The following is a 24,026-nucleotide window of genomic DNA, read 5'->3' on the forward strand; positions in this document are numbered from 1 at the left end:
ATGAAGGAAGCACCCAGCAGCCAGGCAGCCTTGCCGTTTTCACGCTCAGCCAGGCTGAAGAGCTTCTTGTCCAGGACGGTGGCCAGTGCCATGGCCAGCGGCGGAACCATGCCGGCGGCCATCACGGTGGCCATGATCGCCCAGGGAGCCTGGTTGGTGGCACTGCCCGCGCTGAGGCCGGCAACAGCGAAGGCATAGGCAACCTTGTTGACCGGGCCGCCGAGGTCGAAGCACATCATCAGGCCGAGGATGATTCCGAGGACGACGGCGGAGGCGCCGGTCATGCCGGACAGCCAGCCGTTCAGGGCGGTCGTAAGTCCGGCGATGGGTCCACCGAGGACCAGGAACATCAGGCCGGAGGCAAAAATCGACGCGAGCAGCGGGATGATCACCACGGGCATCAGGCCGCGCAGCCAGCGCGGAACCTGCCAGGTGCCGATCAGGTGCGCCATGTAGCCGGCGAGCAGGCCGCCCACGATGCCGCCAAGGAAGCCAGCACCCATGAAGCCGGCCACGGCACCGGCCACAAAGCCCGGTGCGATGCCTGGACGGTCGGCGATCGCGTAGGCGATGTAACCCGCAAGGGCAGGAACCAGGAAGCCCATCGACAGGGCGCCGATCTTGAACAGGACCGCACCGAGGTAGATGGCCAGCCCACCTTCGGGAAGGTTGCCGAAGTTGTTCTCCACCACCACTTTGTCGGCGACTGCGGTGATGTCATAGCCACCCAGCAGGAAGCCAAGCGCGATCAGCAGACCGCCACCGGCAACGAACGGAATCATGTAGCTGACACCCGTGAGCAGTGCCCGCTTCAGTTTCTGGCCGATGTGCTCGCCCTTTTCGGAGGCTTCGCGCTCAGCCTGCTCCTCGGCGCCGAAGTGCGGGACGCGGCGTGCGTTCGGATCCTTGGCTGCAGCGAGTGCTTCCTGGACCATTTTGGTGGGCTCGTCGATGCCGCGCTTGACGGGTGCGTTGATGACGGGTTTGCCGGCGAAGCGCTCCTTGCCGCGGACGTCCACGTCCACCGCGAAGATCACGGCGTCGGCGGCTGCAATGACTGCGGGATCCAGCGGCTTGGCCCCTGAGGAGCCCTGCGTTTCGACCTGCAGGTCAACGCCCATTTCCTGGGCGGCGGCTACCAGGGAATCGGCGGCCATGTAGGTGTGGGCGATGCCGGTGGGGCAGGCCGTCACGGCAACGAGGCGCCTTGGTGCCGTGGCGGTTGGGGCCGCGCCGGCGGTGGAGCCTGTGGAGGCGGCAGCAGCAGCTCCCGCGCCGGCAGCGCCGGCAGCACCGCCGACTGAACCAACTGCGTCAGCGGGCACAGCAGCGGCGTGGGCTGCAGGCTTGTCCGCAAGGGCGCCATCCACCAGTGCGACGATCTCTTCACGGGAGGATGCATTGCGCAGGGCCGCGGTGAAGTCCTTTTTGATCAGGGACCGGGCCAGTTTGGACAGGAGCTTGAGGTGCTCCTGGTCTGCGCCGTCGGGAGCAGCGATGAAGAAGATCAGGTCCGCGGGGCCGTCCTTGGCGCCGAAGTCCACTTTGGGGTTGAGGCGGGCCATGGCCAGCGTGGGTTCGATGACTGCAGCTGAGCGGCAGTGGGGGATAGCGATGCCGCCGGGGATGCCGGTGGCCGTCTTCTGCTCCCGGGCGAAGGCGTCGGCAAAGAGGCCTTCAACTTCCGAGGCGCGTCCGGTGGCAGCAACTTTGCTTGCCAGGTGCCGGATCACGTCCTGGGGCGAGCCGCCCAGGTTCTGGTCGAGCTCGACCAGGTCGGTGGTGATGAGCTGAGTCACTGTCAATCCTTTCGAAGGGCCGTGATGGTTACGGCATCCGGGGTGGTTTGGTGGACTGCCGGGACAGTGGAACCCGGCAGGGAAGCGGCGGCGGCACCGTGTGCCACAGCCTGACGGAGGCAATCGGCCGGGGCGGCGCCCTGGCCGTGGGCGAGCAGATAGCCAGCCAGCGACGAATCGCCCGCGCCGACCGTACTGACCGCGGCGACCGGCGGATGCGTGGCCAGCCACGCGCCGTCGGCCGTTACAAGGACAGCTCCCTTGGATCCGAGAGTTGCCAGCACAGCACCCACACCGGAACGCACGACGGCGGCGGCAGCCGCTGCGGCAGCCCCCGGATCCGCTTCAAGCTCCTGTGCGGTTAACGCCGTGGCGAAGCCGGCTGCTGCAGCCAGTTCCGCCAGTTCCTCGGCGTTGGGTTTGAGGAGGTCCGGCTTTCCGGACACCCCATCCTGTGAGGTACCTGAGACGGCGCCGGCCAGCGGGCCGCCGGAGGAATCGACAGCGATCAGCGGTGCTGCCTGCTGTGCGCCATCTCCAGCGGACGCGCGCAGCCGCCGGGTGACCGTGGCGTAGAAATCGGCAGGGAAGCCGGGAGGCAGGGAGCCTGCCAGGATCACCCAGCCGGCGCCGCGGGACTGCTCCAAAAGCAGCCCGATCAGTGCTTCCTGCTGGACTGCGCTCAGCAGCGGACCGGGTTCGTTGATCTTGGTGGTGACACCGCCCGGTTCGGTCAGGGCAACGTTGGTGCGCAGCGGCTCATCGATGGGGAGGGCCGCGAACGGCACCCCATCGTGGCGGAGCCCGGCAAGGACAGGATCGCTGTCCGCTCCGGGAAGGACCGCGACCGTCTCCACGCCCGAGGCGCACAGTGCCCGGGACACGTTGACACCCTTGCCCCCGGACTCCTGGCTGACAGAGACGGCACGCTGGACTTCGCCGCGTTCCAGCGGGCCGGGCAGGGCCACGGTGCGGTCGAGGCTGGGGTTAGCCGTAAACGTGACGATCATACGATCACCACGTCAACGCCGGCCTCGGTGAGGGCTGCTGTGAGTTCTGCGCTGGGCTCGCTGTCTGTTATCAAGGTGTCCAGATCTTTCAGGGAGGCGAACTGGACCAGGGTTTCCGCGTCCAGCTTGGAGGAATCGGCGAGCACCACAATGCGGCGTGCCGAATGGACGAAGGCTGCCTTGACGGCGGCTTCTTCAGGATCGGGCGTGCTGAGGCCAAAATCGGCGTGGATGCCGTTGGTGCCGATGAACGCAATATCCGGCCGCATCCGGTTCGCAGCCTCCACAGTTGCCTGGCCGACCGCCGCCTGGGTCAGGCCGCGCACCCGGCCGCCCAGGAGCTGAAGGGCAATTCCAGGCGTGCTCGCCAACCTGGCGGCGATGGGGACCGCGTGGGTGATGACTACGAGTTCGGGTGCCGGCGAGCCGGAAGGAACGACGGCGGCGCGCCGGGACAGCAGGTCGGCCAACGCTTCGGTGGTGGAGCCGGCGTCGAGCAGGATGCTTCCGGACTTGGCCGGCGGGATCAGTGCCAGGGCAGCGTCCGCGATCCGCATTTTCTGACCCGGGCGCTGGACCGTGCGGTCGTTGATGCTTTCCTCGATGGTGCTGAAGCGGTCGGCTGCAACGGCCCCGCCGTGGACCCGGCGTACCGTGCCGGCGGTCTCGAGGGTGGCGAGATCACGGCGGACGGTTTCCGTGGTGATGCTGAAACGCTCCGCGAGCAGGTTGACGCTGACGCGGCCGCTGCCGGCTACAAGCTCGGCGATCTTCTGCTGGCGCTCCTCGGCGAACACGTACCCTCCGTTGCGTAAAGTGCTGAATCCCAGTGGCGTGAAGTCCGGTGACTGACATCACATGATGTTGGATTACCTGACTTTATCTGCGTTTGTGTTGGTTTGTCAATGGAAACCCACACGAAACAAAGCAGGGGGCGTTGCGGGCCTCTGCAGCCTGCCGGCCCACGAAAAAGCCGGGCCGGACCGTGGTGGTCTGGCCCGGCTTGTCGGGATCCATGATGAGGCGCTTTGCGTCCGGCTTCTCAGGTCCGGCTCTTCTGGCGGCTACAGTCCGCCGTCGCGGCTTTCATTGCGGGTGATCCGCTCGCCGGTGTTGGGATCAACCACGGAGCGTGTTTCGCTGACGCGGCGGCTGCGGCCCGGCGATGCCAGGACCAGCGATGCGATCAGCCCGATCACACCGACGGCCATGAGGATGTAGCCGATCATCACCTGGTCAATGAATGGAATGAGCCCTGGAGCGACGGCCCAGGCCAGGATGGCTCCGAGGGCGATGAGGAAGATGGAAGAACCGATTCTCATGACTTGCTCCTTGTGGTTCGAATGCGCGGGTGCCGAACGGTAAGCATGCTGTCTTATGCTCAAGGTACAGCCCGCCGGGGCCTGATTCAATCATTGGCCGGGCGGCGCGGCGCGGGCGTCGTGGCTGTTCAGTGGCCCGCACTGGCTAGGCTGATCTGATGGAAACAGTTGTGTGGTCCAAGCCGGAGGCTGAACGGGCGGGAACCCCTCTGTTAGTCATGATGCACGGCTACGGCACGGACGAATCCCGGATGGTGCGGCTTTTCGAGTACCTGCCCTCCGAATTCACCTGCGCGGCGCTGCGGGCACCCATGGTGATCGGAGACCACTACGGCTGGTTCCTGCTGGACTATTTCCTGGCCAACGATTTCGCGGATGTCATCTCCGCCACCAACGCCGTTCAGACCTGGATCAACGTGGTCAGGGGCCAGCACAGCAGCGTGAGCCTCCTCGGCTATTCGCAGGGGATGGCCATGGCCAGCACGCTCCTGCGCCTCCACCCCAACGACTACACGGCGACGGTGGGGCTGTCCGGGTTCGTGCTGGAGAACGAGCTCTTGTCCCTCAGTGAAACCTTCACTGCTCCGCCGCCGTTCTTCTGGGGGCGGGATAAGGCTGACCTGGTCATCAACGAAGACGCCACCGCCTACACCGAAGAGTGGCTGCACGAGCACACGCTACTGACCGCCAGGACCTACCCCGGGATGGGCCACGCCATGAGCAAAAGGGAGATGGTGGACGTCAGCTCGTTCCTCCGGCATTACGTGTTGGGTCGGCCCGATGCCGCCTGAACCGCCCCGGTGGGTGAGAAGCGGGTTTAAACAGTTGCGCGCGAAATTTGCAAGCGCTTACACTTCTTGAGGCCGATTCAGCGGCCACTGTTCAGCCAATCCGCTTGCAGATTCAATTGCAGTTTTACCGGACACCGTGGTCCGCGCTTCGCGGCTTCATGCCTGCTGAAGACACCTTGAGATCCAGTCCCTGACCTTAAGCTCCTTCGCTGAGACCACGCTTCTGACGATATGCCCCTTGCGGCTGCCCGCCGCCTGAAAGGACACCCTGTATGACCGAACTTCTGAAACCCCTGGACACGGACTGGGCCACGGCCTCCGCCATTCTCTTCGATCTGGACGGCGTGCTGACCCCCACGGCCACCGTCCACGAACGGGCGTGGCAGGAACTGTTCGACGGCTTCCTGGCATCCCGCCCTGAGGTGCCCGCGTACCGGGAAAATGACTATTTCGACCACATCGACGGCAAGCCCAGGTTCGACGGCGTCCGGGACTTCCTGGCGTCCCGCGGCATCGTGCTGCCGGAAGGGCCCACCGATGAGGACCCCACGAAGGTGACCGTTCAGGGACTGGGCAACCGCAAAAATGAAGTCTTCAACGACATCGTCAGCGCCGGCGTCGAGCCTTTTCCAGGCTCGGTGCTTTTCCTCGAAGCTGCGCTGGACCGCGGACTGAAGGTCGCCGTCGTCTCCTCGTCCCGCAACGCACCTGCTGTCCTCAAGGCCGCAGGCCTGAACGGGCACTTCAGTGTTGTGGTGGACGGCGTAGTGGCCGCGGCCGAGGGCCTGCCCGGCAAACCGAACCCGGACACTTATGAGTACGCCGCAGAGCTGCTGGGCCTGCCCAGCGAGGAATGCGTGGTGGTTGAGGATGCTGTCTCCGGTGTCCGGGCCGGCCATGCCGGAAGTTTCCACTCGGTGATCGGCGTGGACCGGGGTGCCGGCCGGCAGACCCTGCTCGACGCCGGAGCCACCCACGTAGTCAACGACCTCAAGGAACTTATCTAGCACCACCCACGTGCGGCGTCTTCCCCGCGCCGCCCGCCTTGCACCTGCTCACCCACCCTGCTCACCACCCGGCTGCCTGCGGGCCAGCCGCAACACCACAACGCCTGAGGACCCCAACACCATGGCACTTATCACCGCGGACCGAGACCGGTTCCCCAACATCCCCTGGCAGCTCGTGGAGACACGCCACGAGGCCGGCACCGAGGGCGTCCTGGAGACGCTCTTTGCCCTGGGCAACGGGCATTTGGGTATCCGCGGCGCCCACTGGGCGGCCGGGGACGCCGACCTGCCGGGCAGCTTCATCAACGGGCTGCACGAGATCTGGGACATCAAGCACGCGGAAAACGCGTTCGGTTTCGCCAGGACCGGCCAGCGCATCATCTACATCCCGGACGCGAACAACTTCACGGTGACGATCGACGGCGAGTCGCTGTCCCTGGCCGAATCAACGGTGCTGGACTACCGCCGTTCCGTCGACTTCTCCACCGGCAGCTACGAATGCCGCATCACCTGGCAGTGCCGGTCCGGTGCCACGGTGACCACCACCGAGCGCCGGGCGGTGGGGTTCGCCTCGCGCGGCAGCCTGGGCATTTCACTTGAGGTGGCAGCGGACCGGGACGTTTCCGCCGATGTCACGTCGTCCGTTATTAACCGCCAGGACCAGCCGGTGGAGGACCACTCCACCCACGACCCGCGCCGCGCCGGCCGCCACGCGGGCAGGGTCCTGCTGCCCCTGCGCATCGAGGGTTCTGACGGATCACTCCGGCTCGCGTGGGAAGCCGCCGAGTCGAGGCAGCGCGTGGGACTCGCCGTGGACCACTGGACCTCCGCGGGCCATCAGCCGTTCGAAACCCTGGCGGGCCAGGATGAAAGCAGCGTCCGCTATGTTTTGGCCGTGGGTGCCGGCGAGCCCTTCCGGCTTGAAAAAAGTGTCAGCTACGCCGCCGGCCGCGGCGTCCAGGACTCCAACCAGGACGCGGCCGAAGCTGCTGAAGCCGGCCTGCGGAGCGTGGCGGACATCTTCGCCGAAAGCGAGGAGCACTACCGCCAGTACTGGGCCACCTCGGACATCCAGGTCGGCGGCCAGCCCGAACTCCAGCAGGCCATCCGCTGGAACCTGTTCCAGCTGGCGCAGGCCACGGCAAGGGCCGACGTCGCAGGCATTCCCGCCAAGGGCGTCAGCGGCTCCGGCTACGAAGGCCACTATTTCTGGGACCAGGAGGTGTACCTCCTGCCCTACCTCACCTACACCAACCCCGACGGCGCCCGCCGGGTCCTGGAGTTCCGGCACGACATGCTCCCGGCTGCCAAAATACGCGCCAAAGAGCTCAGCGTGGACGGCGCACTGTTCCCGTGGCGCACCATCAACGGACTGGAAGCCAGCGCCTACTATGCTGCCGGCACAGCCCAGTTCCACATTGCCGCTGCCATCGCCTTCGCCACCAACCGCTACATCTGGGCCACCGGCGATGAAACCTTCCGCGAGGGCATGGGCGCCGAACTGCTGATCGAGACCGCCCGCATGTGGAGCTCGCTGGGCTTCTTCGGCAAGGACGGCCAGTTCCACATCCACGGCGTCACCGGCCCGGACGAATACACCGCCGTGGTCAACGACAACCTGTACACCAACGTCATGGCCCGGTTCAATCTTCGTGCCGCGGCTGAGCTGGACCATGCCGGGATTGACGAGGCCGAGCGGGAATTCTGGATGCAGGCCGCCAACCGTATGCAGCTGCCCTTCGACGAAGACCTGGAAGTGTATTCGCAGGACAACGACTTCATGACCCTGGAGCCGTGGGACTGGACCACTCCCCGTTCCAAGTACCCGCTGCTGCTGCACTTCCACCCGCTGGTGATCTACCGCCACCAGGTGCTCAAGCAGGCCGACACGGTGCTGGCCATGTTCCTGCAGTGGCAGGATTTCACGCCTATCGAAAAGCGCCGCGCCTTCGATTTCTACGATCCCATCACCACCGGCGACTCCACCCTCTCGGCCTGCGTGCAGGGAATCATGGCGGCCGAGGTGGGGCACCCCGAAGCGGCCCTGAAACACTTCACGGATGCTGCGTTCATCGATCTGGACGACACCCACGGGAACACCATCGACGGCGTGCACATCGCCTCAACCGGCGGAGTCTGGAGCTCCCTGGTCTCCGGTTTCGCCGGGCTCCGGGATCAGGGGCCGGTGCCGTTCTTTGACCCGCGGCTGCCCGCGGAATGGGACGGACTGTCCTTCCACCTCAAGATCCTGGGCCGGCTGCTGCATGTGGAGCTCGACGCCGGTGCACTCACCCTCAGCGTCCGCAGCGGTGAGCTGCTGGACGTGGATGTCCGCGGGCAACTCCTCAGCATCGGAGCCGAACCCGTCCGCGTAGCCCTGGAACCCGTTGAGTTCCCGGAGCGGACCGTCTTCCCCAGCGGGCCGCCGACGGCGAGCCTGCCGATCGTGCGCGCCCTGGGGTAGGACTCTCCCGGGTTGGTGCTTTCAGGAGACTGGCGCTCCGGCGTCAGTCTCCTGCCGCCGTCGTGCGTTGCCGGCGTTCAACCCAGGTGCGTACAACTCATGCTGAGCGTTCCGCGTCAGCCGGGGTGTCCAACGGGTGGGACAGCTCGTCGGCGGGCATCCGGGCCACGATCATGGCGATGACCGCGAGGATGGGGCAAACCCCGCCGGCCACGAGGAAGATCGCCCAGATGGGCAGGATTTGGGCGGCAGGTCCGGCCAGTGCCATGGAGACGGGCATCAGGGAGAGGGAAACGAAGAAGTCCAGGCTGGAGACGCGGCCCAGCAGGTGGCTTGGTACACGCCGCTGAAGCAGGGTGCCCCAGATGACCATGCCCACGCCTCCGGTGGCGCCGAAGATGAACAGTGCAGCGGCCACTGTCCAGAAGCTGTCCAGGATTCCGATCGCGGCCAACGGCAGGCTGCCCGCTCCCCAGCACACCATCATCACCGTGAGGTAGCGGCGCGGCAGTTTCAGTGAAGCGGTCAGCAGTGAGCCGGCCGCCCCGCCCACGCCCATGACGGCCAGCAGGAAGCCGAACATCCGGGAGTCCCCGCTGAGCTGGTCGCGCACCACGAACGGCATCAGCACTTCGATGGGCCCGATCAGGAACAGGACCGAAACGCAGGCCCACAGCAGGGTCCACAGCAGCCAGGGCGTGCGGACGGTGTAGCGGACGCCCTCCCGGAGATCTGCGAAGAAGGAAGTTTTGGCGGCACCCGTGGTGCTGGTGCCTTGTTCAACCTGGCTGCCGCTGAGGCCGGTGCCGGGGTGCGGACCCTTGCCCGCACCGTTGACGGGCGCGGCGAGGGCGTGGCGGCCCAGGAACGTCAGGGTGATGAACGCCAGCAAATGGCAGGCGGCCACGCCGCTGACGGCGTAAGAGGGTGAGAGCGCGGCCACAAGGATGCCGGCGACGGCGGGTCCTGCCGCCTGCTGGAGCATGGGACGCATGGTCCCCTCCATGCCGTTGGCAGCAAGCAGGTCCTCGGGCGGAAGGATGCGGGGGAGGATTGCGGAGTACGCGGGGAAGAAGAACGCCGCACCCACGCCCAGCACAAAACTTCCCACGGCCAGATGCCACAGCTGCAGCCAGCCAGCCATGGCCAGCACGCTGATGGCGGCTATCACGGCAAGGTTGGCGCCCTCGACGCCGATGATCAGGAGCCGTTGCGGCACCCTGTCCGCGGCGATCCCGCCGGCCAGGACGAAGGCCACCAGCCCGACGCTTCCGGCTGTTGCCACCAGGGACAGCTCCAGCGGACCGCCGCCGAGGTGGATCACCTGGTAGACCATCGCGACAGCCCACATTCCCGATCCGAAGATGGAAATGGCGAGGGCAGCGATGAGGACCCTGTACTCCCGGTGCGCAAACGGCCGCAGGGCTTGGAGTGTGGGCATAGCCCAAGTCTAGGCTCGGCGGGGAGGGCGGCGGAACATCGGAACCCGAGGCAGCGGCTCGCCAGCGGAGGTCCCCACTTTCCTGATGACCTTCGTAAAGTGTTAAGCCCCCTTACTGTTAAGGCAGGGCCGCAGCCAAAGCTGCCGGCGGATGGAAGCAGCACAGAAGCAGAGGTGACCATGTCCAAGCGCAGCAATCCCGCAGTTCGAATCGCTCAGGAGACCGCCCACAACGCGGTGTTCGACGCCGAAGGCAAGCCAAAACCCGGAGTCCACAACATGCTGCTCCGGGCAGTGGAGATCCAGCGGCCGTTTGTCCTCGCATACGTGCGGCGGCTGCAGCGCAAGCATCCCCAGGCCAGTGCGGCGAAGCTCGCGGAGATCCTGGAACGCGACTACCTGCGTGCCGTGACCGGCGGCGGCGCGATCGTCGGGGCAACTGCTGTTGTGCCCGGCGTCGGTACCGTGGCCTCCCTGGGACTGTCCGCCGCGGCGACAGTTGGCTTCCTCGAAGCGACGGCGCTGTACGCCACCTCGCTCGCAGAGCTGCACGGGATCCGGCTGACCAACCCGGAAAAGGCCAGCACCATGGTGATGGCCATCATGCTGGGGGAGGAGGGCACTGCCCTGCTGGGAACGCTGAGCGGCCAGGCGATGGGCAGGGGCGCCAATGCCACCCAGGCATGGGGGAACGTTCTCTCCAAGTCCATGCCCACCGGCTTCGGCGCCGTCAGGAACAGGATCCAGAAGGCCTTCCTGAAGAACCTGCTGAAACGCCAGGGCACCGCGCTGTTCGGCCGGGCACTTCCGTTCGGCATAGGGGCCGTGGTGGGCGGTGCGGGTAACCTCATCATGGGCCGCGCCGTGGTGGCTAACGCCAAGGAGGCCTTCGGCCCGATGCCGGATACTGTCCCCGGCGAGCTCAAGGCCACGGCGGCTCCGGATAACCTCACACTGGAAGGCAACAACCTTGGATCTTAATGCTGATCTCGGCGAATCGTTCGGCTCATGGAACATGGGGGACGACGCTGCGATGTTCCGCCTGGTGACCAGCGCCAACGTCGCCTGCGGCCTGCACGCCGGCGATCCGGTCACCATGCTTGACAGCTGCCGGGCTGCCTTCGAGCTGGATGTGACGGTCGGCGCCCACGTGGGTTACCGGGACCTGGCCGGTTTCGGCCGCCGGTCCATGGATATGTCCTTCGACGAACTTTTTGGCGACGTCCTGTACCAGCTGGGTGCTCTTGACGGTGTTGCCCATGCCGTCGGCGCCTCCGTTGATTACGTGAAGCCGCACGGCGCGCTGTACAACCGCCTCTTCCATGATGCCGATCAGGCCTCCGCAGTGGTCGCCGCCATCCAGGCCTACGATCCCGGACTTCCCATCCTGGGCCTGCCGGGTTCGGAACTGCTGGTGCAGGCACGCGAAGCCGGCCACCCGGTGTTCGTTGAGGCCTTCGTGGACCGCGCCTACCAGTCCGACGGGACGCTCGTACCGCGCTCGCAGGAAGGTGCCCTCCTCCATGACCTCGACTCGATCGTGGAGCGGGCAGTGCGCCTCGCGATCAAGGGAGAAGTGGTGGCCGTGGACGGAACCGTGGTTCAGGTCAGGCCCGATTCCCTGTGCATCCATGGCGATACGCCCGGAGCCGTGGAGATGGCCACCCGCGTCCGGGCTGGCCTCGAAGCTGCCGGGGTGGCTTTGGAGTCGTTCGCCCACTAATCGCACGTCCCTACAGCAACGCGGGGTCACTTTACGCCCGAAAATGGGGCCCGAAGGGACCAAAAGTGACCCCGCGTTGCATTAAAAGGGGGGGGGCGGGCTAGCCGAAGACCAGGTGTGCGGCGCTGAAGATGACCAGCCCTGCCAGGGACCCCACCACGGTGCCGTTGATCCGGATGAACTGGAGGTCCTTGCCCACCTGGAGTTCGATCTTCTGCGACGTCTCTTCGGCATCCCAGCGGGCCACGGTATCGGTGATCACGCCGGCGATGTCCTTGCGGTACGTCCGCACCAGGTAGCCTGCGGCGTCCCCGATCCAGGCGTTGACCTTGCCGGCCAGTTCGTCGTCGTTCACCAGCCGGTTACCGAAATCCCGGACGGCCGCCTTGAACTTCACCGTGAGCTCGCTGTCAGGATCGTCCACGGCGCTGAGGAGGGCGCTCTTGACCGTGCCCCACGTTCGCGAGGCGAGTTCACGGACCTCGGGATCACCCAGGACCTGGGCCTTGATGTCTTCCGCACGGGCAATCATCTTCGGGTCATGCTGGAGGTCCTGGGCGAGATCGTTCAAGTACTTGTCGATCGACTGCCGGACCTGATGGTTCGGATCGGACTGCACCGCGCGGGTGAACTTGAGGATCTCCACGTAGACCTTGTCTCCCACCAACCCGTCCACAAACTGCGGGACCCAGGTGGGGGAGCGGTCCGTGACCAGGCGGCTGACCGTTTCGTGGTTGTCGTTGACCCAGTCCGCGGCCCGGTCCACCAGCAGGTCCACCAGCTGGTGGTGGTGTCCGTCGTGAAAAATCCGCTCCGCGAGCCTGCCCACCGGAGGTCCCCACGGCGGAGCCAGCAGATGCTTGCGCACCATTGATTCGATGACTGCCTGGACGTCGTCGTCGTTCAACACCTTGAAGGCACCGCGGATGACGGCGGCCCCCTCCTTGGCGACGCGTTCGGCGCCGCCCGGAGCGGCGAGCCACTCACCTGCCCTGCGCGCGATGTTCACGCTGGCCAGCTTGTCCTGGACCACCTGCTCAGAGAGGAAGTTGGTCTCCACAAACTCGCCCAGCGAAGCACCGATCTGATCCTTGCGGCGCGGGATAATGGCCGTGTGCGGGATCTTGATGCCCATGGGGTATTTGAACAGCGCGGTGACGGCGAACCAGTCAGCCAGCGCGCCCACCATGCCGCCCTCCGCAGCGGCGCGGACGTACTGCAGCCAGGGATATTCCTTCTGCAACGCAAACGCGAAGACAAAAATGATCGCCATGGCAATGAGCAGCCCCAGCGCCACAAGCTTCATTTTCCGCAGCGCGGCCGCCTTTTCGGCGTCGCCTGCACTGAGTTGATGGCCGACGACGGCGGCGCCCCCCTGGGCAGGACGGGTAGCACCTGCGGGCGGGGCCGGGTCGGGCCGGGTAGTTGGCTCAGAGTTCACCTGCATGAGCCCAGCCTAGCCCCGCCGGCCCGCGCCGGGTCCGCTAACGTGTCCTCATGACATCCGACGAGGCTGCGAAGAACAGGCCACTGGTATTCGCCCACCGGGGCGCCAGTGCGGCATTTGCCGAACATACCCGGGCCGCTTACCTCCAGGCCATCGCCGATGGCGCGGACGGGGTTGAATGCGATATCCACCTCACCCGGGACCAGTACCCGGTGCTGCTGCATGACGCCAACCTGGACCGTACCTCGGACGGAACCGGCCCGGTGGCGGACCGTACGTTGGCGGAGCTGCGGCTGCTGGACTTCTCGTCCTGGAAGGGTGTCCGGATCCCGGAGAAGTACGGTGCCCGCTCGGAGCAACTCCTGACGTTGCCGGATCTCCTGAACATCCTGCGCGCGGCGGGCCGGCCGATCGGACTGGCCATCGAACTCAAGCACCCCAGTCCTTACCAGCTCAAACTCGAGGACCGGGTCCTGCAGGTTCTCCGGAGCCAGGGCTGGGACGCGAAGACGTCCACAGTGGAGAACATCCAGGTGACGTTCATGAGCTTCAGCCCGGACTCCGTGAAGCACCTTCTCCGGAGCGTCCCGTCCCGGTTCATCTGCCAGCTCGTGGACGACATCGACGTCGACGAGATCCGCGATGAGCTGGGGCTGGGGCCGCTCACGGGCACCGCCGTCGCAAACGTCATGAAGGCGGCACAGCTGGAAGGCGAACGCATCCTCGATGACTGCGAGGTGCTCCTTGCCGGTCCCGGAATCATCTACGTCCGCGAACACGCCAGGACCGTTCAGCGCTGGCTGGAGTCCGGCCGCCGCTTCCGGGTGTGGACAGTGGACACCGAACGTGACGTGGCACTGTGCCAGGGGCTGGGGATTCAGGAGATCACCACCAACAAGCCGGCCCAGGTGCTGGCGCAACTCCTGTCGACCGGGCAGCAGGTCCAGCTGCCGTCCTGACCTGTTCCTGTGATTGAGTGGAACCATGCCTTTCCGCCGGTCCGCACCGAAACTCCTCGCTTCTCCTGCGGTCCGGGTGGGTCTCTCCATCAGCATCGCCACCGGCCTGTACGGAATTTCCTTCGGCGCACTGTCCGTCACCTCGGGACTTGATTTCTGGCAGACCATGGCGCTGAGCCTCCTGCTGTTCAGCGGAGGTTCCCAGTTCGCGTTTATCGGCGTGGTGGCGGGCGGCGGCTCAGGCGTGGCCGCCATGAGCGCGGCAACCCTGTTGGGCATGCGCAACGGGATCTACGGGATGCAGCTGAACGCCCTCCTGCATCCCACCGGGTGGCGGCGGTTTGTTGCCGCCCAGCTCACCATTGACGAGTCGACGGCAACCAGCAGCGGCCAGACCGACCCCGCTGAGCAGCAGCGCGGTTTCTGGACTGCGGGGATTGGCATCTACGTCCTCTGGAACCTGTTCACCGCGGTGGGTGCCCTTGCGGGAAGCGGGCTGGGCGACCCCAAGCAGTGGGGACTGGACGGGGCAGCCGTGGCCGCCTTCCTGGCGCTGCTGTGGCCGCGGCTCAAGGGTCGCGAGCCTGCGGCGATTGCCGTGGTCTGCGCGCTGGCCACCGTTGTCGCCGTACCGTTCGTACCCGCCGGCGTGCCCATCCTCATTGCGGCCGTGGTTGCCGCGCTGATCGGCTGGTTCAGCCACGGGCGCAGCGATGAAGGGCTGGAGCCGGATGTGGACCCCTACGAGGAGCATCACCACGGCCACGGCCACGGCAACCCTCATGGCAACGGGGACGCACGGCGGGCGGGTCTATGAATCTCTGGATCTGGCTGCTGTTGGCTTGTGCCCTTGCCTATGCGTGGAAGCTGGCGGGGTACTTTGTCCCGGCCAAGCTGCTGAAAGACCCCCGGATGTCGCGGGTGGCCGGGACCATGACCATCGGACTTCTGGCCTCGCTGACCATCGTCAACACGGTTGCGTCCGGTCAGGCCCTGGCGGCTGACGCGCGGCTGGGCGCCCTCGCTGCCGCCGCCGTCGCCCTGGCGTTCCGGGCGCCCTTCCTGCTGGTGGTTCTGCTGGGTGCCGGCACAGCCGCACTGCTGCGGCTGCTCGGGTGGAACTAGCGGCTGCCTCTGGTGGAGCAGCTTAGTGCGGCTGTAGGCTGGGTTTTGGCTATGCAGTTGGCCGTGGAACTCTGGCGTCAGGGATCACCATGGAAAAAAGACTGCACGCAGTTAGTGCCAGATCCGGCAAAGCCCGGAAAACTGGGCGGGCCGGGCTTCCGATCAAGCGGTTCTTCACAAGGTTCCGGTCGCTGGCCGATCTGCCTGCGGAGGACCTGGACCTGCTCTCCGAACGGATCAGGCTGGCGTTGGATCTCAGCCAGGGATCTGAAACGACCGCCCTGCACGCAGCCGTCCGGGCCGAACTCCGCAACCGCGAATCGGCGCACTGAATATCGGCGCCGAAGTAAATGCTGGCTCAATGCTGAAACTATCGCCGGACACCATGTCGGCGGGAGCGATGTGTGCGCCCGAGAGGAGCCAAGTCGATGAACGAACCACAGACTGATGAACCCCAGGCGGATAAGTCAGAGGCCGATGAGCCACAGACGATGGAATCACCGGCCACCGCTCCGGATGCCGAAACTACCGGCGCTAAGCAGCAGGGCGCCGACAGGTCGCGGCAGAGGTACGATGCGAGCACGTCAGAAGCGACCAGGGAAATGCGCGATACCTCCAGGCGCCGCCGTGATGCTGAAGAAAAGCTGCAGCAGCACCTGAAGGAGGCCAAGGACCACGTGCCACACCAGCACGAGGAGACTGACCAGCCCGATGACCAGCCCTCAGCCGCCGAGGGGCAAGATGCCCCAGAGGGGCACAACAACAGCTGAGGAGCACGACGCCGGAACCCGCCGTGGCACCCCCGGGCCTCAAGGCCGGGGCGCCCCAGGAAGTTGCGCCCCGGCAATCGGGCATGACAAGACACCCGACGAGACCTGCTGATCAGACCCTTGGGTAGGTCAGACGCTCACGTAGGGAGCGCTTTCAGGTCAGGTCGGGGCTGTCAGGTCTGGTCCGGCTGTGGGGTTCAGGCAGTTTGCTCGGCCTCTGGTGACCCGTTTCGACGGGCACTTTCTTCGACGGCAAGCTCATACCAGGACTGCGCGCCGAACGCCGGCGCAGGGGTATCGAGGTTTTGGTAGAGCGCGTCCAGCAGATTGGCGAGTTCTTCCGCTGCCAAGGAAGGAAGGACTTCTTCAGGGCCCCGGGGATCGCTGATGAACAGGGCAAGCTGGGTATCGTTCATCGCAGGATGAGGTGGGTCGGAATACGTACGCAGGACGGCTTCATGGAGTGCTCCTCTGGTAATTCGGAGGCTGGCTGCGTAACCCCACTTGAGTCTAATCCAACGAAGTGATGCCTTCAATGACCTCGGCGGGAGGCCCGCCGCCATCAGCTGAAACCGGTCAGCTGAACTGCGGTCCTTTGTACTGGTTCGGCTGGTACCGGGAGGGCTGCGACGGACTCTGGAACGGCGGTGGAGCCGGGAGTTGCGAGGCGGGCAGCGGGGCGTACGCCGGCAGCGGACGGCTGGGCCGTTCGCTGCGGATGGCGTCCTCAATCAGCGCCACGGGCCTCCGCCAGGCATCCGACCCCGGCTCCATGGTGTCCACCACGCCGATCAGCATGGCAAGCAGCCGGAACATGTCGGTCATGGAAATATCCGGACGCAGCGTTCCCTGACCTTGGCCCCGGCTGAGCAGCACACTGATGGAATCTATGAGGGATCCGGTGATCCCGGTCAGCAGTTCGCGCCGGCCCGCCACGGCACCCAGGAGGTTTGCGTCATCACTGGCGGCGGCCATGATGGCCTCGATGACCCGCATCAGTCCGGTGGCCGGGTCGATATCGGCCAGGGCATCGACCATGACCGGATCAACCGTTTCGCGAAGCTGCCGGTTGAGGGCTGCCAGGACCAGCTCCTCCTTGTCGGCGAAGTTCCTGAACAGGGTGGCAGGGCCAACGCCCGCCGTCGTCGCGATTGTCTGAAGGGGAACTTCCGGACCATGCTCGCGGAAGCACTGACGCGCCGCCGTGATGATCTTGTCCACGTTCCGGGCAGCGTCTGCGCGTAGTGGTTTGCGGACTACGTCGATGCTCATCCGATCAGGCTAGCAACGCAGCAGACGGCGGACATGGTTACCCGGGGGTAGCTGGTTATGTGACGTTCCGGGCGTCGATTCAGCCCCGGGTGGGGCCCTGGTGCATGGGAGACTGGCCATATGTTGCTTGCATTTTCAGTTGCCCCCTCCGGTACCCCTGCCAGCGGTGCCCGCCCCACGGACGCTTCAGTGCACGACGCCGTTGCTGCCGCAGTGAGGATCGTCCGGGAATCCGGGCTCCCCAACCGGACGAGCTCGATGTTCACCGAGATCGAAGGCGAATGGGACGAGGTCTTCGACGTCGTCAAGCGCGCCACTGAAGCTGTGGGCGAGTTCGGCAGCCGCGTCTCACTGGTCATCAAGGCTGATATCCGGCCAGGTTACTCGGGTGAACTCAGTGCCAAGGTCGACCGCCTGGAACAGGCACTCTCCGACGGTCAACCGGCCGAATAACAGGCTGCAGGGCTTCGCTGCGGGCGCGGTTCCGACGCCGCCCTCCTTGGAAGCCTTCCATGGCCGGAGGCGACCTGCCAGAATGTGGCCATGTCTGAGCACAAGCCCTCTGCGCGCGGGCCTTTTGAACACAAGCCCCAGGCTGGGTGGGTGGCTGTCGAAGATTTCCTCACCGAAACCGTGGTGCACCCTGACGCCGCACTGCAGCGGGCCGTGCAGTCCGCCACCGATGCGGGCATGCCGCCCATCGAAGTGACGCCGAATGCCGGCAAGCTGCTCAAGCTCCTGGTCCAGGTGTCCGGTGCCCGCCGGGTGCTGGAGATCGGCACCCTCGCAGGGTTCAGTGCCATCTGGATGGCTCAGGGACTTCCCGACGGCGGCCGGCTGGTGACGTGCGAATACCTCACCAAACATGCGGAGATTGCCCGCGCCAACGTGGCGGCAGCGGGTCTGGCGGACAAGGTGGAGGTCAGGGTCGGCCCCGCTTTGGATACCTTGGCAGCCCTGCACGCCGAAGGCCAGGAACCTTTCGACTTCGTGTTCATCGACGCCGACAAGGAAAACAATTCCAACTATCTCGACTGGGCCGTCAGGCTGGGCAGGCCCGGCACCACGGTGGTTCTGGACAATGCGGTGTGGGAGGGAGTGGTCCTGGACCCTGCCATGGACCAGGTCAATGCGCCGGGGATCATCGGCGCCCTGGAGTTGTTGGGGAAGCACCCGCAGCTCGATGCCACGGTGATCCAGACCGTCGGATCCAAAGGCTGGGACGGGTTCGCACTGGCCCGGGTGAGGTGACCAGCCGCGTCAAGTGGTAAGTATGCTTAGAATAAGTCTCCCGGCCGGATCCCCGGACGGTGTGCCCAGCAGCGGAGGAACATGATGAAAGCGTCACCCACCCTGGCCAGCAACCTTCAGATGGTGCTCACGGACCTGATCGAACTGCACATGCAAGGCAAGCAGGCGCACTGGAACATCGTCGGGACCAACTTCCGCGACCTCCACCTTCAGTTGGATGAGATCATCGCCGCAGCCCGGTTGTTCGCGGACCAGGCAGCCGAGCGCATGAGGGCCCTGCACGCCCTTCCTGATGGCCGGAGCAATACGGTCTCCGGCGATACCCGGCTCGACCAGTTCCCGGCAGGACTGACGTCCACCAAGGATGCGGTCAAGCTCGTCACGAACAGGCTTGAACGGACCGTCCAGACCATGCGGGATGTCCATGACGAGGTGGACGAAGAGGACCCCACCAGCGCGGACCTTCTGCACGCCGCCATTGAACGCCTCGAGCAGCTGGCATGGATGGTGAACGCGGAAACCATGAGCCCGTCGGCGGCCGTTACCGAACCTGCCGATAAATAGGCGCCCGTGGACCGCACCGTTCCGGGGCCCGTGCACTTTCGTTCCGATGCAGCGCCCGACGCCGGCCTGGTCACCCTGCTGGACGGCGTGGCCACTGCTGCGGGGGACGTTCCGGCACTCCTGGCGATAGCCAGGGCGGCGGGGACCAAGGCGCCGCTGCCGGGCCAAGGCAGGACGGCCGCGCTGTGGGAGCTGCTGGCGTCAGTGGCGGCCGTGGACGTTGCTGCGGCGCGGATCTTCGAGCCGCACTTCGATGCACTGGCCATCCTCGCCCAGTCGGGCCGTGATCCCGGGCAGGTGCGCGGGGCCTGGGGTGTCTTCGCCGCCGAAGGTCCGGGCGCCCGGCTGGAGGCGAAAGCGGGTGACGCCGGGATCCTCCTGAGCGGCTCAAAACCGTGGTGTTCCCTGGCCTCGAAATTGGACCATGCAGTGATCACTGCGCACACCAATACCGGGGGCAGGGCCGCCTTTGCCGTGGACCTCCGCCAGCCCGGCGTGACGTGCGAGGAACCCGCCTGGGTGGCGCGTGGACTGCGTGAGATTCCCAGCGGTACCGTCCATTTCAGCCAGGTTCCGGCAGAACCCCTGGGCGGCGATAACTGGTACTTCAGCCGTCCCGGATTTGCCTGGGGCGGCATGGGAGTGGCCGCTTGCTGGCTTGGCGGTGCGGTGGGAGTGGCGCGGGACTACAGGGACTCGCTCATCACCGCTGCGGAATCCGGCCGGGAACCCGACCAGCTTGCGCTGGCCGCCTTGGGCGAAACCGATCGGATCCTCACGGCTGCGCTCCAGTATCTTGCGCGCACAGCCTCTCGGATCGACGCCGGCACCGGCACCGAGGAGGACAAACCGGACACAGGGCGAAGCGGGTGGAGCGAAGCGCTGCGTGTGCGCGGAACGGTAGCCTCCGCCGTCGAACGTGTCCTTGCCCTGGTCACCGGCAACCGCGGGCCGGCGCCGCTGGCGTTCGACGAACCGTACGCCAAGCGGATGGCTGACCTTGCGCTGTACGTACGCCAGCATCATGGGATGCGGGACGACGCGCAGCTGGGAAAGCTGACGCTCAAGGAGGAGCATCCATGGTGACCTTCTCCCACACAGACCAGGGCACGGACGAGGCAGCCTGGGCGGCGAGTGGGCTGCCGGCCATTGCCGAGCTGCCCCTGGACGGACAGGAATTGGCGGCGATGCGGTTTTTGGTCCTCGTGGCCCACCCGGATGACGAGGCCCTGGGTGCTGGTGGCCTGTTGGCGGGTGTGCATGCACTGGGCGCGGACGTCGAGGTGCTGCTGTTTACGGCGGGGGAGGGATCACACCCGGACTCGGTGACCATCACCCCGGAGCAGCTGGCGGCCACCCGGCTGCAGGAGTTTGCGGCCGCCATGGATGTTCTGGGACTGGGCGGATCATGGCGGTTTCTTGGCCTGCCGGACAGCGGCCTGACAGAGCTGAAGCCGGAAATCGCTGTTCTGTTGAGGGAAGCCATTGACCGGAACCCCGGGCAGCAGCAGGTGGCCATCCTGGCTCCGTACCGCTCTGATGGCCACGCCGACCATGACGTCCTGGGGTTGGTCGCGGCTGAGATCGCAGGGGAGGGCGGCCACGCCCTGCTCGAGTTTCCCATCTGGTACTGGTTCCGGGCCTCGCCGGAGGATCCTGCCTGGCACACGTGGGTCCGGCTTCCCCTGGACCGGAACCAGCAGGCCGCCAAGGCCGCCGCCCTCAGTGCCCACACCAGCCAGCACAGCCCACTCTCCGAGCTGCCGGGGGACGAAGTGCTCCTGGGCGAGGGCTTCCTGCGGCATTTCACCCGCGGGTTTGAGACCTTTGCCTGGACGCCGCCGCGTACGCCTGCAGCCCACACCAGTGCAGCCCACACCAGTGCAGCCCACACCACCGCACCCCACACCAGCGCCGATGCGCAACGGATTTTCGACGCCGTCCACGCGGGCTCAGAGGATCCATGGGAGTACACCACCAGCTGGTACGAACGCCGCAAACGCTCCCTCACCCTCGCCGCATTGCCGGCGGAACAGTACCGCTCAGGGCTGGAAATTGGCTGCTCTATCGGCACTCTCTCGGCTGAATTGGCGACCCGATGCACCCGGCTCCTGGCAGTGGATGCCAGCAGCACCGCGCTGGAACTCGCGGCCAAGCGGCTCGCGGAGTTTCCCGGCGTCGATACCCGGCAACTGACGCTGCCGGACGAGTGGCCCGGCGGCAGCTACGACCTGGTGGTGGTCTCAGAGGTGGGCTATTACCTGTCGCCCGCGGAGTTTGAGGTTCTGCTGCGGCGGATCGAGGACTCCATGGAGCCCGGCGGCACGCTGCTGCTGTGCCACTGGCGGCACCCGGTGTCAGGCTGGGAGCTCGACGGCGATTCGGTCCACTCGTTGGCGCGGAACCTCCTGCGCTGGCGCACCGCAGGGCTGTACCGGGAGCGCGATTTTGTGTTGGAAACGCTGGTGGCGCCCGTTGACCCCGGGCCGCGGCGGCGCTGAGATGGAGCACGGGCGGACGGATTTCCGGATCGCGAAAGTGGCCGTGGTGATCCCCGTCCACAACGAGGAGCAGCACCTGGGGCGGGCCTTGGACGGCGTCCGGGCCGCAGCCGATGTACTGCAGGCCAGTCGTCCGGAGCTGGACCTGGCCATAGTGGTGGTCCTGGACAGCTGCACGGATAACTCGGGCGCGGTGGCCGCCCGAATCGCAGCCTCCGATCCCCGCTTCAGCATGTGCCACGTTGCATTCCGCAGTGTCGGCAGAAGCAGGCGCGCCGGCGTCCGGACCATCCTCAACGGACACCACAAGCCGGACCTCGAAGCGGGCCTCCCGCCCGCCACCGGGACGTTATGGCTGGCCAACACCGATGCCGATTCCCATGTTCCCGAAGATTGGCTGGTGCGCCAGGTGATGCTGGCTGACAGCGGGGCTGACGCGGTTCTGGGAACGGTGGAACCCGATGCCGCGGGGATGGACGGCGAACTGCTGCGGCGGTGGCACCTTCGGCATACGTTGGCCGAGGACCATCCGCACGTGTTCGGTGCGAATCTTGGCGTGCGGGCGTCGGCTTACCTGCTTGCCGGCGGCTTTCCCCGGCAGCGCTCGCACGAGGACCGGGTGCTGGTGGACCGGCTGCGCCGCCGGGGGTTCAGTGTTACTTCCACCGACACCGTCCGTGTACTGACCTCCGGTCGCACCGAAGGACGGGCGCCGCATGGGTTGGGTGCCTATCTTTTGGCGTTGCGGATGGAATCCGCGGTTGCCCTGGAAAGCTGAGGAGACAAAGCGAGGGGGCCGACGACGACTGGGGGGACTGGCCTCGGTCTCAGAAGAGGCCACCTCGCCGCCGACCCCGCCTGATACCCGGACAAGACCGACCCGGGAAACCTGGAGGAATCTGCTGATAACAATTTTCCCCCAAGTTTCCCGCGCTGCCTAGTCCCGGCCTGCTTTCCTCCGGCCGGTGTTGTCCGGGACATTCTTATCGCGGTCGGTGTTGCCGTGGCGTCCCGTCCCGTCCTGGTCCGACTGGTGGCTTTCGCGCAGCTCACGGCCGTGCTTGATGTCTTCCTCTTCCTGTTTCTGCATCTTCTCGCTCTTCTTGGTGTCCCGCGGTGGCAGCTGGAGGGTTTCTTCAGCTTCGATGCCTGCCTGAAGCTGGCGCCCACGTTCCATCTCAGCGTCGAACTCGGCACCGAACAGCAGGGACATGTTGAGGATCCAGAGCCACAGCAGCATGACGATCACGCCGCCCAGTGCGCCGTAGGTCTTGTTGTAGTTGCCGAAGTTGCCAACATAGAAGGCGAATCCAAGGGAGGCCAGCATGAAGATCACCAAGGCGATGAGCGAGCCGAGGCTCATCCACCGGAACTTGGGCTGCTTCACGTTAGGCGTGGCGTAGTACAGCACGGCGATGATCACGATGACCAGCGCTATGATCACCGGCCATTTGGCGATGTTCCAGATAGCGAGGAAGACGCCGCTCAGCCCAATGAGCCCGCCCACGGCCTCAGCCACAGGCCCGCTCAGGACGAGCATGCCGGCGAGGAGGGCAACAATGACCACTGCAAGCAGCGTGACGGCCAGCATGGTGCCCCGCAACTTCACGAACGGGCGGCCTTCGTCGACCTCGTAGATCCGGTTCATGGCCCGCCCGAAGGCCCCGACATAACCGGACGCGGACCACAGTGCGGTGGCAAGGCCGATGAACAGCGTGAAGCCGGCCGCGGGGGCTGATGCGAGCTCTTCAACGGGGCCGCTGACGGTATTTACTGTTTCGGCGGGAGCGAATCCGCGGACAATCTCCAGTAGGGCCGTCGTCGTCTTTTCCGGATCGCCGAACAGGCCGATCAGCGATACCAGGGCCAGCATCGCGGGGAAGAGCGACAACACGGCGAAGTAGGTGAGCGCCGCGGCAAGGTCGGGGCACTGGTCCTTTGTAAACTCCCTGAAGGTCTTCTTGGCGATGTACTTCCAGGACGGCTTGGTGACGTCAGTGGGGCTGTCCGGTTTTCTTGAATCATCCGGTGCTGGAGCCTGGCCAGCCTTGGCGGTGCTGGTTTCTGAGGCATCTTGAGTGGCCATGATGCGTCCTCTCATTGTTGTTGGCAAAGGACAGGCCGGTTCCGCCAGCGGGGGCGGAACCGGCCTGTCGGTGATGCTGATGGAAGCAGGGCACCGCTGGGTGCCGGGTGTTTACGGGTCAGGTGTTCTGGACGTGGTCTTTGGCGTCGGTTGCCCGGTCTTTGACGTCGGTTGCTGCGACCTGGCCTTCGGCTTTGACGTGTTCGGCGGCGTCGGTGGCGGTGGCTTTGACGTTTTCCATTGCCTCGCGGGCCGGTTCCTTCAGGCCCTGGGCCATGTCCTTGGCGGCCTCGGTCAGTTCCGTGGTCACCGGCTCCGCCGCGGTCTTGAGGGCGTCGGCGGCTTCGCGTTCCTTCTCGCTGGCCGGGATCAGGGACGAGAGCAGCATCCCGGCGCCGAAGGCGACAAGGCCTGCGGCCAGGGGGTTGCCCTGGGTCTTGGCCCTGACCTGCTGGGGTGCGTCCCCGATGGCCTGGCCGGCGTCGTGCAGGACG

The 24,026-nt window shown here is 65.9% G+C and carries 25 protein-coding genes and 1 pseudogene; 16 read left to right on the forward strand and 10 right to left on the reverse strand.

The window, feature by feature from the left end:
* From DBR22_RS17200 to DBR22_RS17215, 4 genes are all read right to left on the reverse strand, one after another.
* The coding region (locus DBR22_RS17200; protein WP_375134985.1) for a PTS fructose transporter subunit IIABC at window positions 1-1,799 on the reverse strand (1,799 nt) is incomplete at its 3' end.
* A 2-nt stretch (window positions 1,800-1,801) separates the two neighbouring features.
* On the reverse strand, window positions 1,802-2,809 hold the full coding sequence (locus DBR22_RS17205; protein ID WP_108600024.1) for a 1-phosphofructokinase family hexose kinase: 1,008 nt from the start codon (window positions 2,807-2,809) through the stop codon (window positions 1,802-1,804).
* Window positions 2,806-3,606, reverse strand: coding sequence for a DeoR/GlpR family DNA-binding transcription regulator (locus DBR22_RS17210; RefSeq protein ID WP_108600025.1), 801 nt, complete (start codon window positions 3,604-3,606; stop codon window positions 2,806-2,808). Before DBR22_RS17210 ends, DBR22_RS17205 begins: the two co-directional genes overlap by 4 nt.
* A 267-nt stretch (window positions 3,607-3,873) precedes the next feature.
* Window positions 3,874-4,131: a DUF6458 family protein gene (locus tag DBR22_RS17215; protein ID WP_108600026.1), complete on the reverse strand. Its 258-nt coding sequence runs from the start codon at window positions 4,129-4,131 to the stop codon at window positions 3,874-3,876.
* Between the two features lie 158 nt (window positions 4,132-4,289).
* On the opposite strand from DBR22_RS17215, the gene DBR22_RS17220 reads away from it, so the two are divergent.
* The 3 genes from DBR22_RS17220 to DBR22_RS17230 all read left to right on the forward strand — a co-directional run bounded on the left by DBR22_RS17220 (window position 4,290) and on the right by DBR22_RS17230 (window position 8,393).
* A complete protein-coding gene (locus DBR22_RS17220) occupies window positions 4,290-4,922 on the forward strand; it encodes an alpha/beta hydrolase (protein ID WP_108600027.1) in 633 nt (210 codons plus the stop codon).
* Between the two features lie 272 nt (window positions 4,923-5,194).
* On the forward strand, window positions 5,195-5,929 hold the full coding sequence (locus tag DBR22_RS17225; RefSeq protein WP_108600028.1) for an HAD family hydrolase: 735 nt from the start codon (window positions 5,195-5,197) through the stop codon (window positions 5,927-5,929).
* Between the two features lie 121 nt (window positions 5,930-6,050).
* Window positions 6,051-8,393, forward strand: a complete 2,343-nt coding sequence (locus DBR22_RS17230) for a glycoside hydrolase family 65 protein (RefSeq protein WP_108600029.1) — start codon at window positions 6,051-6,053, stop codon at window positions 8,391-8,393.
* Between the two features lie 97 nt (window positions 8,394-8,490).
* Here DBR22_RS17230 and DBR22_RS17235 read toward each other — a convergent pair whose 3' ends face one another.
* Window positions 8,491-9,834 carry an MFS transporter gene (locus DBR22_RS17235; protein ID WP_108600030.1) on the reverse strand — a complete coding sequence of 448 codons (1,344 nt, stop codon included), beginning with the start codon at window positions 9,832-9,834 and terminating at the stop codon, window positions 8,491-8,493.
* 180 nt (window positions 9,835-10,014) lie between these two features.
* Here DBR22_RS17235 and DBR22_RS17240 point away from each other — a divergent pair, with 180 nt between their 5' ends.
* Together DBR22_RS17240 and DBR22_RS17245 are read left to right on the forward strand one after the other, a co-directional pair.
* Window positions 10,015-10,815: a hypothetical protein gene (locus DBR22_RS17240; protein ID WP_108600044.1), complete on the forward strand. Its 801-nt coding sequence runs from the start codon at window positions 10,015-10,017 to the stop codon at window positions 10,813-10,815.
* Complete coding sequence (locus DBR22_RS17245) at window positions 10,805-11,557, forward strand: LamB/YcsF family protein (RefSeq protein ID WP_108600031.1); 753 nt, start codon at window positions 10,805-10,807, stop codon at window positions 11,555-11,557. Before DBR22_RS17240 ends, DBR22_RS17245 begins: the two co-directional genes overlap by 11 nt.
* Window positions 11,558-11,657: 100 nt before the next feature.
* Here the strand turns inward: DBR22_RS17245 and DBR22_RS17250 are convergent, their stop codons facing one another.
* Window positions 11,658-13,004 (reverse strand): DUF445 domain-containing protein, encoded by a 1,347-nt coding sequence (locus tag DBR22_RS17250; RefSeq protein WP_108600032.1) that lies wholly within the window; start codon window positions 13,002-13,004, stop codon window positions 11,658-11,660.
* 50 nt (window positions 13,005-13,054) lie between these two features.
* Here DBR22_RS17250 and DBR22_RS17255 point away from each other — a divergent pair, with 50 nt between their 5' ends.
* The 5 genes from DBR22_RS17255 (at window position 13,055) to DBR22_RS24690 (ending at window position 15,858) form a co-directional block, all read left to right on the forward strand.
* Entirely contained in the window at window positions 13,055-13,963 is a 909-nt protein-coding gene (locus tag DBR22_RS17255) for a glycerophosphodiester phosphodiesterase (protein WP_108600033.1), read from the forward strand.
* Between the two features lie 25 nt (window positions 13,964-13,988).
* Complete coding sequence (locus DBR22_RS17260) at window positions 13,989-14,780, forward strand: AzlC family ABC transporter permease (RefSeq protein ID WP_108600034.1); 792 nt, start codon at window positions 13,989-13,991, stop codon at window positions 14,778-14,780.
* Window positions 14,777-15,088: an AzlD domain-containing protein gene (locus DBR22_RS17265; RefSeq protein ID WP_108600035.1), complete on the forward strand. Its 312-nt coding sequence runs from the start codon at window positions 14,777-14,779 to the stop codon at window positions 15,086-15,088. Before DBR22_RS17260 ends, DBR22_RS17265 begins: the two co-directional genes overlap by 4 nt.
* Window positions 15,089-15,177: 89 nt before the next feature.
* The gene (locus tag DBR22_RS17270; protein WP_108600036.1) at window positions 15,178-15,420 is read left to right on the forward strand and encodes a hypothetical protein; all 243 of its coding nucleotides are present in this window, start codon (window positions 15,178-15,180) and stop codon (window positions 15,418-15,420) included.
* A gap of 96 nt (window positions 15,421-15,516) precedes the next feature.
* On the forward strand, window positions 15,517-15,858 hold the full coding sequence (locus tag DBR22_RS24690) for a hypothetical protein (protein ID WP_258229265.1): 342 nt from the start codon (window positions 15,517-15,519) through the stop codon (window positions 15,856-15,858).
* 197 nt (window positions 15,859-16,055) lie between these two features.
* On the opposite strand, the gene DBR22_RS17280 is transcribed toward DBR22_RS24690, so the two are convergent.
* Both DBR22_RS17280 and DBR22_RS17285 read right to left on the reverse strand, forming a co-directional pair.
* Window positions 16,056-16,274, reverse strand: a complete 219-nt coding sequence (locus DBR22_RS17280; RefSeq protein ID WP_108600037.1) for a hypothetical protein — start codon at window positions 16,272-16,274, stop codon at window positions 16,056-16,058.
* A 160-nt stretch (window positions 16,275-16,434) separates the two neighbouring features.
* Complete coding sequence (locus DBR22_RS17285) at window positions 16,435-17,130, reverse strand: TetR/AcrR family transcriptional regulator (protein WP_108600038.1); 696 nt, start codon at window positions 17,128-17,130, stop codon at window positions 16,435-16,437.
* Window positions 17,131-17,250: 120 nt separating this feature from the next.
* Here DBR22_RS17285 and DBR22_RS17290 point away from each other — a divergent pair, with 120 nt between their 5' ends.
* The 6 genes from DBR22_RS17290 to DBR22_RS17315 all read left to right on the forward strand — a co-directional run bounded on the left by DBR22_RS17290 (window position 17,251) and on the right by DBR22_RS17315 (window position 22,224).
* The gene (locus DBR22_RS17290) at window positions 17,251-17,583 is read left to right on the forward strand and encodes a thiamine-binding protein (protein ID WP_108600039.1); all 333 of its coding nucleotides are present in this window, start codon (window positions 17,251-17,253) and stop codon (window positions 17,581-17,583) included.
* Between the two features lie 90 nt (window positions 17,584-17,673).
* Window positions 17,674-18,381 (forward strand): O-methyltransferase, encoded by a 708-nt coding sequence (locus DBR22_RS17295; RefSeq protein ID WP_108600040.1) that lies wholly within the window; start codon window positions 17,674-17,676, stop codon window positions 18,379-18,381.
* Between the two features lie 84 nt (window positions 18,382-18,465).
* A complete protein-coding gene (locus DBR22_RS17300; protein ID WP_108600041.1) occupies window positions 18,466-18,945 on the forward strand; it encodes a Dps family protein in 480 nt (159 codons plus the stop codon).
* Window positions 18,946-18,951: 6 nt separating this feature from the next.
* A complete protein-coding gene (locus DBR22_RS17305) occupies window positions 18,952-20,031 on the forward strand; it encodes a hypothetical protein (protein ID WP_375134984.1) in 1,080 nt (359 codons plus the stop codon).
* Complete coding sequence (locus DBR22_RS17310) at window positions 20,025-21,446, forward strand: bifunctional PIG-L family deacetylase/class I SAM-dependent methyltransferase (RefSeq protein WP_108600042.1); 1,422 nt, start codon at window positions 20,025-20,027, stop codon at window positions 21,444-21,446. The genes DBR22_RS17305 and DBR22_RS17310 overlap by 7 nt, the downstream gene beginning before the upstream one ends.
* The gene (locus DBR22_RS17315) at window positions 21,421-22,224 is read left to right on the forward strand and encodes a glycosyltransferase (RefSeq protein WP_308810231.1); all 804 of its coding nucleotides are present in this window, start codon (window positions 21,421-21,423) and stop codon (window positions 22,222-22,224) included. The genes DBR22_RS17310 and DBR22_RS17315 overlap by 26 nt, the downstream gene beginning before the upstream one ends.
* A 159-nt stretch (window positions 22,225-22,383) precedes the next feature.
* Here DBR22_RS17315 and DBR22_RS17320 read toward each other — a convergent pair whose 3' ends face one another.
* Both DBR22_RS17320 and DBR22_RS17325 read right to left on the reverse strand, forming a co-directional pair.
* Window positions 22,384-23,532, reverse strand: a complete 1,149-nt coding sequence (locus DBR22_RS17320; protein ID WP_108600043.1) for a YihY/virulence factor BrkB family protein — start codon at window positions 23,530-23,532, stop codon at window positions 22,384-22,386.
* A gap of 118 nt (window positions 23,533-23,650) precedes the next feature.
* Window positions 23,651-24,026: pseudogene (locus DBR22_RS17325) on the reverse strand (DUF3618 domain-containing protein); the annotation flags it as partial.

Origin of the sequence: Arthrobacter sp. HMWF013, assembly GCF_003061105.1 — a bacterium.
Lineage (GTDB): Bacteria > Actinomycetota > Actinomycetes > Actinomycetales > Micrococcaceae > Arthrobacter.